The 7,667-nt window shown below is 59.9% G+C and carries 8 protein-coding genes; all 8 read right to left on the bottom strand.

The window, feature by feature from the left end:
• Window positions 1-128 precede the first annotated feature (128 nt).
• Complete coding sequence (gene msrQ, locus FHW75_RS04475; RefSeq protein ID WP_183673197.1) at window positions 129-740, bottom strand: protein-methionine-sulfoxide reductase heme-binding subunit MsrQ; 612 nt, start codon at window positions 738-740, stop codon at window positions 129-131.
• Complete coding sequence (msrP, locus tag FHW75_RS04470; protein WP_019099849.1) at window positions 740-1,753, bottom strand: protein-methionine-sulfoxide reductase catalytic subunit MsrP; 1,014 nt, start codon at window positions 1,751-1,753, stop codon at window positions 740-742. Before msrP ends, msrQ begins: the two co-directional genes overlap by 1 nt.
• A 79-nt stretch (window positions 1,754-1,832) precedes the next feature.
• Complete coding sequence (gene pssA / locus FHW75_RS04465) at window positions 1,833-2,684, bottom strand: CDP-diacylglycerol--serine O-phosphatidyltransferase (RefSeq protein ID WP_003250045.1); 852 nt, start codon at window positions 2,682-2,684, stop codon at window positions 1,833-1,835.
• A 150-nt stretch (window positions 2,685-2,834) separates the two neighbouring features.
• A complete protein-coding gene (ilvC, locus tag FHW75_RS04460) occupies window positions 2,835-3,851 on the bottom strand; it encodes a ketol-acid reductoisomerase (protein ID WP_003250043.1) in 1,017 nt (338 codons plus the stop codon).
• Between the two features lie 55 nt (window positions 3,852-3,906).
• Entirely contained in the window at window positions 3,907-4,398 is a 492-nt protein-coding gene (gene ilvN / locus FHW75_RS04455) for an acetolactate synthase small subunit (protein WP_003250040.1), read from the bottom strand.
• A gap of 1 nt (window position 4,399) precedes the next feature.
• Window positions 4,400-6,124, bottom strand: coding sequence for an acetolactate synthase 3 large subunit (locus FHW75_RS04450; protein WP_026020528.1), 1,725 nt, complete (start codon window positions 6,122-6,124; stop codon window positions 4,400-4,402).
• Between the two features lie 408 nt (window positions 6,125-6,532).
• Window positions 6,533-6,865 (bottom strand): YqcC family protein, encoded by a 333-nt coding sequence (locus FHW75_RS04445; protein ID WP_019099850.1) that lies wholly within the window; start codon window positions 6,863-6,865, stop codon window positions 6,533-6,535.
• Complete coding sequence (locus FHW75_RS04440) at window positions 6,865-7,665, bottom strand: M48 family metallopeptidase (protein WP_183673195.1); 801 nt, start codon at window positions 7,663-7,665, stop codon at window positions 6,865-6,867. Before FHW75_RS04440 ends, FHW75_RS04445 begins: the two co-directional genes overlap by 1 nt.
• Window positions 7,666-7,667: the final 2 nt, after the last annotated feature.

Genomic DNA, 7,667 nt, shown 5'->3' with positions numbered 1-7,667 from the left:
CCCTTTCAACGCCACCTTAACTATTTAACTCATTGAATATCAAGGAGTTTTTCGTTCCGATGTCGCTGGAAGTGGGGCGCATTATAAGGGGATTCAAAAGCGCGTCAACCCTTATCTTCAGAAATGTTTCAAACTGCCCTACCCCGCCCACGGGCGAACTTGGGCAGAGCACGCGTAATAGCCGGAATACGCAGCAGCATCAGTAAAGTCCCAACCCCTGCGTAGATCGCCCACTCCCTGAGGTCCGAGCGCACGATCCACAAAAAGTGCAGCAACCCCAAGCCAAGAATCACGTACACCAACCTGTGCAACTTTTTCCACCTGGCCCCCAACCGCCTCTGGCTGTAGCGATTCGAGGTCACCGCCAAGGCCAGCAAGCCGAGAAACCCCAGCGCCCCCACAATAATGTAAGGCCGCTTACGCAGCTCCACCGCCAGCTGTCCCCAATCCAGCCCCAGAATAAAGAAAAGGTAGGCCAGGATGTGCAGCACGATGTAAGCAAACACCCACAGCCCCAGCTGCCCACGCACCACGACCCAGCCCGACCAGCCTGTCAGCTTCTGTAGCGGCGTCATGCTCAAGGTTACCAGCAGGAAAGTGAGCGCCCCGAGCCCAAGACGATCCATCATGACCTTGCCGGGGTCCGGCCCCAGCAGATTCATCGCTGCCTCATACAACCACCACGCCGGGAACAGGCACCCCACAACGAAGATGGCCAGGCGAAACCAGGGATAGCGCATCAATAGTTCTTCCGCAGATCCAGCCCGCTGTACAGTGAAGCCACTTCATCAGCGTAGCCATTGAACATCTGTGTTTCACGCACATTGGGGCTGAACAACCCGCTGGGCAAGCGCCGCTCACGCGCCTGGGTCCAGCGCGGGTGGTCGACCGTCGGGTTCACGTTGGCATAGAAGCCGTACTCATCCGGCGCCAACCCTTGCCAAGTGGTCGCGGGCTGTTCAGCCACCAGGCTGATGCGCACGATCGACTTGATGCTCTTGAAGCCATACTTCCAGGGCACCACCAACCGCAACGGCGCACCATTCTGGTTGGGTAACACCCGCCCATACATGCCCACCGCCAGGATCGCCAGCGGGTGCATTGCCTCATCCAGCCGCAACCCCTCTCTATAAGGCCAGTCGATCAGGGCGAACCCGGAGCGCTGCCCCGGCAGATGCTGCGGGTCTTTCAATGTCTCGAAGCGCACGTAGCGCGCCTTCGAAGTCGGCTCGACCTGCTTGAGCACCTGCGCCAAGGGAATGCCCAACCAGGGAATGACCATCGACCAGGCTTCGACGCAACGCAACCGGTAGATGCGCTCTTCAAGCTGATAGGGTTTAACGAAGTCTTCCAGCGCATATCGGCCTGGCTTACCTACCTCACCATCCACTACAACCGACCATGGCTCGGTCTGCAGGCTGCTGCCATTAGCCGCCGGGTCGCCCTTGTCGGGGCCGAATTCATAGAAGTTGTTGTAGTGGGTGGCATCCTTGAAAGGCGTGATCGCCTCCCCCTGCACCGTCACAGCCTGCCAGTGAGCAGAAGAAAGCTTGTCACTGAACCAGCCTGGCGCCTTGCCTGCCTCGACATCGGCATATCGACTGGGCTCTGCCGCCAGCCCCATGCGCGGTAACGCACCCAGCGCCAGGCCGGCCAACGAGCCACCCAGCAGGGTGCGACGGGAAAGGTAGATGCCTTCGGGGGTGATCTCCGACGCCTTGCACTCGGAAGACCTGGGAAGCTTGATGAGCATGGGCGGCTCCACAGCACTGGATAACGGATGTACCAGTAAGACTATGGAGCCGGAGGGTTATTCCAGCATTAAGCGATTTTTACGCTTTGCGCCGGCGCGCCTTCAACAGGAACTGGATCGGCCCCGATGCCGCATAGGCGAGGAAGATCAGCAGCAGGATGCGCGGTGGATCGCTGAATACCACGGCAAACACCAGCACCACCGCCAGGATGGCCACGAACGGTACGCGCCCTTTGAGGTCCAGCTCCTTGAAGCTGTTGTACTTGATGTTACTGACCATCAGCATGCCGGCAGCCGCTACCAACAGCGCCACCAGGAACGACAGCTTGGAGCCCTGGATGCCGTAGTCGCTGAACGCCCACACGGTACCCGCCACCACACCTGCGGCAGCCGGGCTGGCCAGGCCAATGAAGTAGCGCTTGTCGGCGGTGCCGACCTGGGTATTGAAGCGTGCCAGGCGCAGCGCTGCACCGGCCACATAGATGAAGGCGACCATCCAGCCGACCTTGCCCATGTCACCCAGCGCCCAGCCGAAGGCCAGCAAGGCTGGGGCCACGCCGAAGGCAACCATGTCCGACAGCGAGTCGTACTCGGCGCCGAAGGCACTCTGGGTATTGGTCATGCGCGCAACGCGGCCATCCAGGCCGTCGAGCACCATGGCCACGAAGATGGCGATGGCGGCAAAGGCGAAGTACTTGCTCGCCTCACGCGGGTCACCGGCACTCAGGGCGCTCTGCGCGCTCATCGAGCTGATGATGGAATAGAAACCGGCAAACAGGTTGGCGGTGGTAAACAGGTTGGGCAGCAAATAGATGCCGCGGTGACGCACCTTGCGCCCTTCGGCGTCATGCCCTTCTTCAACGTGCTCATCGACAGGTAGCAGGCTTTCGGCGTCGGAGGGCTTGTTCGGCTCTTCGGGACGTTCGCTCATGGAGGGTACCTTGCAACAGGATGGAAAATGTTCGACACGGGCCTGCGAAACAGGTTCTGACGGCAGGCCACTGGTCTGCTTTATACCAGAAGCGGACTGCCAGAACGAAAAAACGCGGCCGAAGCCGCGTTTTTAATCTTTCGATAAGACTTAGTTCTTGGTCTTGTCGACGATTTTGTTAGCCGAGATCCACGGCATCATCGAACGCAGTTGCTCGCCGATGATTTCGATGCCGTGAGCGGCGTTGTTGCGGCGCTTGGCGGTCATCGATGGGTAGTTGGTAGCACCTTCGGAGATGAACATCTTCGCGTATTCGCCGTCCTGGATGCGCTTCAGGGCGTTGCGCATGGCCTTGCGGGATTCTTCGTTGATGACTTCCGGGCCAGTGACGTACTCACCGTATTCGGCGTTGTTGGAGATCGAGTAGTTCATGTTGGCGATGCCGCCTTCGTACATGAGGTCAACGATCAGCTTCAGCTCGTGCAAGCACTCGAAGTAGGCCATTTCTGGCGCGTAGCCAGCTTCGACCAGGGTTTCGAAACCGGCTTTGACCAGCTCGACGGTACCGCCGCACAGAACGGCTTGCTCACCGAACAGGTCGGTTTCGGTCTCGTCCTTGAAGGTGGTTTCGATGATGCCGGTACGGCCACCGCCAACGCCCGAAGCGTAGGACAGGGCGACGTTCTTGGCGTTGCCCGAAGCGTCCTGGTAGATAGCGATCAGGTCAGGGATGCCGCCGCCTTTGACGAACTCGGAGCGAACGGTGTGGCCCGGGGCCTTCGGCGCGATCATGATCACGTCGAGGTCGGCACGTGGCACAACCTGGTTGTAGTGGATCGAGAAGCCGTGCGAGAAGGCCAGGGTAGCGCCCTTCTTGATGTTCGGCTCGATCTCGTTCTTGTACAGCGCGCCCTGGAACTCGTCCGGGGTCAGGATCATGACCAGGTCAGCCGCAGCGACAGCGGTAGCAACGTCAGCAACTTTCAGGCCGTGGGCTTCAGCCTTGGCAACGGTAGCCGAACCTTTACGCAGACCGACAGTAACGTCTACACCGGAGTCCTTCAGGTTGCACGCCTGAGCGTGGCCCTGGGAGCCGTAACCGATGATGGCGACTTTCTTGCCCTGGATGATGGAAAGGTCGCAGTCTTTATCGTAGAAAACTTTCATGAAAATACCCCTGGTTATATCTCGGCCCCTGCGGAGCCATCGCTAATTTTTGAATTTAGATGCTGAGCACTTTGTCGCCACGGGCAATGCCGGTAACGCCGCTGCGCACGGTTTCGAGAATCGATGCAGTGCCGATCGCCTGGATGAAGCTGTCCAGTTTGTCGCTGGTACCGCTCAGCTGTACGGTGTACACGCTGGCGGTTACATCGACGATCTGGCCACGGAAGATATCCGTGGTGCGCTTGATCTCGGCGCGCTGGGCACCGGTGGCCTTGACCTTGACCAGCATCAGTTCACGCTCGATGTGAGCGCTTTCCGACAGGTCGACAAGCTTGACCACTTCGACCAGCTTGTTCAGGTTCTTGGTGATCTGCTCGATCACTTCGTCATGGCCAACGGTGGTCAGCGTCAGACGCGACAGGGTCGGGTCTTCGGTCGGCGCCACGGTCAGGCTTTCAATGTTGTAGTTGCGCTGGGAGAACAAGCCGACCACGCGGGACAGAGCACCGGGTTCGTTTTCCAGCAGCAGGGAAATGATGTGCCGCATATCAGGTACGCTCCGTCTTGCTCAGCCACATGTCACGCATCGAGCCATCCTTGATCTGCATCGGATAGACGTGCTCACTGCGGTCAACCGCGATGTCGATGAACACCAGGCGGTCCTTCATCGCAAACGCTTCTTCCAGCTTCGGCTTGAGGTCCTTCAGGCTGGTGATGCGGATACCCACATGGCCATAGGCCTCGGCCAGCTTGATGAAGTCAGGCAGCGATTCGACGTACGAGTGCGAGTGACGACCGTTGTAGGCCATGTCCTGCCACTGGCGAACCATGCCCAACACACCGTTGTTCAGGTTGACGATCTTCACCGGCAGGCCGTACTGCATGCAGGTGGACAGCTCCTGGATGTTCATCTGGATGCTGCCTTCGCCAGTCACACAGGCGACGTCCTGGTCCGGGAAGTTGAGCTTGACGCCCATCGCCGCCGGGAAGCCGAAGCCCATGGTGCCCAGGCCACCGGAGTTGATCCAGCGGTTCGGCTTGTTGAAGCGGTAGTACTGCGCCGCGAACATCTGGTGCTGGCCCACGTCGGAGGTGACGAAGGCATCGCCATGGGTCACTTCGCACAGGGTCTCGATGACTTTCTGCGGCTTGATGACGTTGCCGTCGCCCTTGTCGTAAGGGAACAGCTCGCCATTGCCACGCCATTCGTCGATCTGCTTCCACCAGGCATCCAACGCAACCTTGTCAGGCTGCTCGCCGATTTCCTTGAGGATGCCGAGCATTTCGCTGAGCACGCTGTCGACCGGCCCTACGATTGGCACGTCGGCCTTGATCATCTTGGAGATCGACGCCGGGTCGATGTCGATGTGGATGATCTTGGCGTTTGGGCAGAACTTGGCCGGGCCGTTGACCACGCGGTCGTCAAAACGCGCGCCCACGGCAAGGATCACGTCGGCGTTGTGCATGGCCATGTTGGCGGTGAAGCTGCCGTGCATGCCGAGCATGCCGAGGAACTGGCGGTCGGTACCCGGGAAGCCACCGAGGCCCATCAGGGTATTGGTGACCGGCAGGTTCAGCGACTTGGCAATTTCGGTCAGGGCTTCGGAGCCACCGCCGAGGATCACGCCACCGCCGGAGTAGACGATCGGGCGCTTGGCCGCCAGCAGCATTTCGGCAGCCTTGCGGATCTGGCCGGAGTGGCCACGGACCGCCGGGCTGTAGGAACGCAGCTTGACCTTTTTCGGGTAGACGTATTCGAACTTCTCAGCCGGGTTGGTCATGTCTTTTGGAATGTCGACCACGACTGGACCTGGGCGACCGGATTGCGCCAGGTAGAACGCTTTTTTCAGAACTTCCGGGATCTCGGTCGGGTTCTTGATCATGAAGCTGTGCTTCACGATCGGCCGCGAGATACCGATCATGTCGGTTTCCTGGAAGGCATCGGTACCCACCATGGTGCTAGGCACCTGGCCGGACAGGATGACCATCGGAATGGAGTCCATGTAGGCGGTGGCAATGCCGGTAATGGCATTGGTCGCGCCCGGGCCGGAGGTTACCAGCACCACACCGGCCTTGCCGGTGGCGCGGGCGTAGCCGTCCGCCATATGGGTTGCCGCCTGCTCGTGACGAACCAGGATGTGTTCCACTTCCGGTTCTTTGAACAATGCGTCGTAAACATGCAGGAGAGCACCACCAGGGTACCCGTAGATGTGCTTAACGCCTTCGTCACGCAAGAAGCGGACGACCATCTCAGCGCCAGATAAAAGCTCCACGTTGTTCACCTCTAAAACGCCAGAATACCGCCCTCACTGGACGGGTCTTAATAGGTTTACTGCCAAGCAGAGCATGAGCGAACGTCAGCACTGACTGAGCAAGTATTGGGAGCACCCCAGAGTGTTGCGGGGTTTTCCCACCCAGCGCGAGGTAACGCGTTGCGGGGTGTAACAGGTCGGTGCGGGTGTGCACCTCATGATCTGCTTAGCGGGTCTGCTTCTGGCAGTCCCTCTACAGCGGAAGTTGGATTCTTGTGATTCGGCGCCAACAAGTCAAGAAAAATTATTGCCAATTTTTCCCCAAGATGAATTCCTGCCACCACTAAAAATCGCTTCAGCAGCAGAATTAATAAGATTTCCCAAAAAAAGGGCCACAATCTGCGGCCCTTGAAGGAAAAACTGAAGAAATCAGGCGGAAGGAGCGATCAATTGGTCAAAAGCTGCCAACAGGCGGCGAAGCTCACGACTTTGCTCCGGGCGGTCGGTAAACACGGTTTCGGCCATGACGAGAATGCTCGACGCGTTGGGCAGCGGGTGGCCCAGCTCGATGATGATCTTCATGCGGGGCAGGAAGATCCATTGCAGCCATTGCTCGAAACTGAGGGTATCGACGGCGAACGGCACGGTACTGGCCAATGCCTCGTCGCTTGGCGGTTCGTCATCCCACCAGCCTTGCACCTGCAGCTCTCGCTCGATCAGCAACAGGTGGTCGGCAATGTCCAGAATGCGTTGCTCGATCATTACGAATTGACCCGCGCTTTTTGCCGAGCCAGTGCGGCACCCGCGCTGTCACCCTGCTTTTCACGGGCCTGGGCGATGGTGTTCCACAGCTCGGCCTGCAGGCTTGGGCGGCCGTTGGCGTAAGTGAGCGCGCGGCGCGCCAGCTGCTCGGCCTGCGCCGCATCACCCTGCGACAGGCGCACCTGGGCGAGGCGGTACAACACCTGCGGCTCGCGCGGGGCAATGCGTTGGGCACGCTCCAGGCTAGACGCGGCGCCGTTGAAGTCGCCACTGCCCTGCTGGGTCTTGGCGGTGGTCAGCAATGCCAGTACCGGGCCGTCGAGTTGCTCGTCGGCAGACAGCCCGCCGGCAGCACTGCTGCGCGGAATGCCGGTTGGCGCGCTGGTGCTCTGCGGGGTGCTGTTCATCGCGGCGATGTCGAACGGTTCGTCGGCGATCGGGTTTGGATTGGTGGTCATTGGCGCCGAACTTACCGGGCCTGGGGTAATCGGGCCAGGCGTGATCGGCGAGGTGCTGATTGGCGCCGCACCATTGGCCGCCGGGAACGTCTGGATGCCCGAGGCGCCAGCGCCCTGCGGGATCATCACGGTGACGCCAGAATCCTCGGGTAGCGTCTGCGCCTGGGCGGTGCCCGTGTTATAGCCACCCGCCGTGCGGTTGGCTGTTACGCGTTCGCTGTTGGACACGCGGGTGCTCGAATCGACCACCGGAATATTGCCGCGCGGGACGCTGGAGCACCCCTGGAGCACTGCCAGCGCCGTCACGGCAGGAAACAGCCACTTGTTCACGTCACACCTCATCA

Source organism: Pseudomonas sp. OG7, assembly GCF_014192825.1.
Lineage (GTDB): Bacteria > Pseudomonadota > Gammaproteobacteria > Pseudomonadales > Pseudomonadaceae > Aquipseudomonas > Aquipseudomonas monteilii.
This window is presented reverse-complemented; position numbering and strand designations above follow the sequence as displayed.

Bases quoted from the DNA above. Each gene is read 5' to 3' on its own strand.
- msrQ (WP_183673197.1), bottom strand. From the start codon at position 740: ATGCGCTATCCCTGGTTTCGCCTGGCCATCTTCGTTGTGGGGTGCCTG.
- FHW75_RS04440 (WP_183673195.1), bottom strand. From the start codon at position 7,665: ATGAGGTGTGACGTGAACAAGTGGCTGTTTCCTGCCGTGACGGCGCTG.
- ilvC (WP_003250043.1), bottom strand. From the start codon at position 3,851: ATGAAAGTTTTCTACGATAAAGACTGCGACCTTTCCATCATCCAGGGC.
- msrP (WP_019099849.1), bottom strand. From the start codon at position 1,753: ATGCTCATCAAGCTTCCCAGGTCTTCCGAGTGCAAGGCGTCGGAGATC.
- ilvN (WP_003250040.1), bottom strand. From the start codon at position 4,398: ATGCGGCACATCATTTCCCTGCTGCTGGAAAACGAACCCGGTGCTCTG.
- pssA (WP_003250045.1), bottom strand. From the start codon at position 2,684: ATGAGCGAACGTCCCGAAGAGCCGAACAAGCCCTCCGACGCCGAAAGC.
- FHW75_RS04445 (WP_019099850.1), bottom strand. From the start codon at position 6,865: ATGATCGAGCAACGCATTCTGGACATTGCCGACCACCTGTTGCTGATC.